The 1,287-nt window shown below is 63.2% G+C and carries 2 protein-coding genes; both read right to left on the bottom strand.

Annotated elements, in window-relative coordinates:
• The coding region (locus EOA60_RS33425; protein WP_164899783.1) for a sterol desaturase family protein at positions 1 to 824 on the bottom strand (824 nt) is incomplete at its 3' end.
• 8 nt (positions 825 to 832) lie between these two features.
• On the bottom strand, positions 833 to 1,287 hold a 455-nt coding region (locus tag EOA60_RS33420), incomplete at its 5' end, for a 3-methyl-2-oxobutanoate hydroxymethyltransferase (protein WP_206628375.1).

Here is a 1,287-nt window from a genome sequence, read left to right as displayed (position 1 = left end):
GATCTGTCCTCGGTCAGTTCCACCTTGTCGAAGCCGACATGGCCCGGGATCGCTCCGAAGCCGGCATAGTGGAGCTGGTAGAGCGCCAGCAGCGGGTTTGACGGAATGATCAGGTGCCAGAAGGCGACGCCGAGATAGCCGAGCTGCTCCACCGGATGCATCGACAGCGACGACCAGGGCGACGGGTTGACCGAGTTGTGGTGCACCGAATGCACCCATTTGTAGAGCGGCCCCCAATGGATCGTCCGGTGCAGCAGGAAGAAATGCGTCTCGTGGATGATCGGCACCACCAGCGCCAGACAGAACAGGTAGACGGGATTCTCCGCGAAGGTCAGCCACGGCACGTAGCCGTTGGCGTAGGCGTAGAGGATTGCCACCTCGATCGCCGTCCAGATCGGCATGCCGGTGCCGAAGGTGCGCAGCATGTTGTCGATGTTCTGGTTCTCGAAGAAGAAGGCTTTGCTCTTCTGCTCCGAGGGCCATTTGCCGTTGTATTTGAAGCGGTTGCCCTGGGCTCTCAAAATGTAGAGTCGAAGCTCGAAAGCGCCGAAGAAAATAAGCAGCGCCGCGCAGTTGACGATGAAAAGGCGCAGGATCCAGCCGATGGCGAGCGTCTTCATCGTCTCGACGTCCGGCAGCACGTAGCGCCACCACACCACTGCCGAGAGGGCGAAGAGCAGGTTGTAGGGCAGGAAATAATGCGGCAGCCACTTCAGCAGCGCCAGCGGTCGCGGCGGAAACGCAAAGAGCGGCGCGGTGCCGGCCGGTTCGTTCGGGGCCCAGTCGCCTCTCTTGTTGCGCGTGCCGTATTGCAGGTCGTCCATGGCTGGTCTCACAGCGATTGAGAGAGGGTGAGGAGGCGGTCATAGGCGGCATCGTCCATGTCCACCTGGTGCTTCGCTTCCGGGTAGCTGCCTGCGGCGACGTCGCGGCCGAAGGCGCGGAACGCACTGATGCGCCTTTCCTGCACCTCGGCCTCCAGCGTGACGAAGTCGGCATAGCGCTTGGCATGGCGCGGATAGTGGCCGGTGTGGGTGCCCAGCACGTCGCAGGAGAAGAGATACTGCGTGTCGCAGGCAGTGCCGCAGCCCATGCCCATGGTGATCAGCGGCGTCGAGCGGGTGATGTGGTCGGCGAGCCTGACCGGCACCACTTCGACCTCGATGCAGGCCGCACCCGCATTCTCCAGGTCCTTGGCCGCGCGCAGCACCTTGAAGGCCTCTTCCGCCGTGCGGCCGACGGCTCGGAAATTCGTCCAGGTGGCGCGGTTCGGCACCAGGCCGACAT

Source organism: Mesorhizobium sp. M1A.F.Ca.IN.020.06.1.1 (genome assembly GCF_004023265.1).
Taxonomy (GTDB): Bacteria; Pseudomonadota; Alphaproteobacteria; order Rhizobiales; family Rhizobiaceae; genus Mesorhizobium.
The sequence above is the reverse complement of the archived record's forward strand: the minus strand, read 5'-3'. Positions and strand labels throughout refer to the sequence as shown.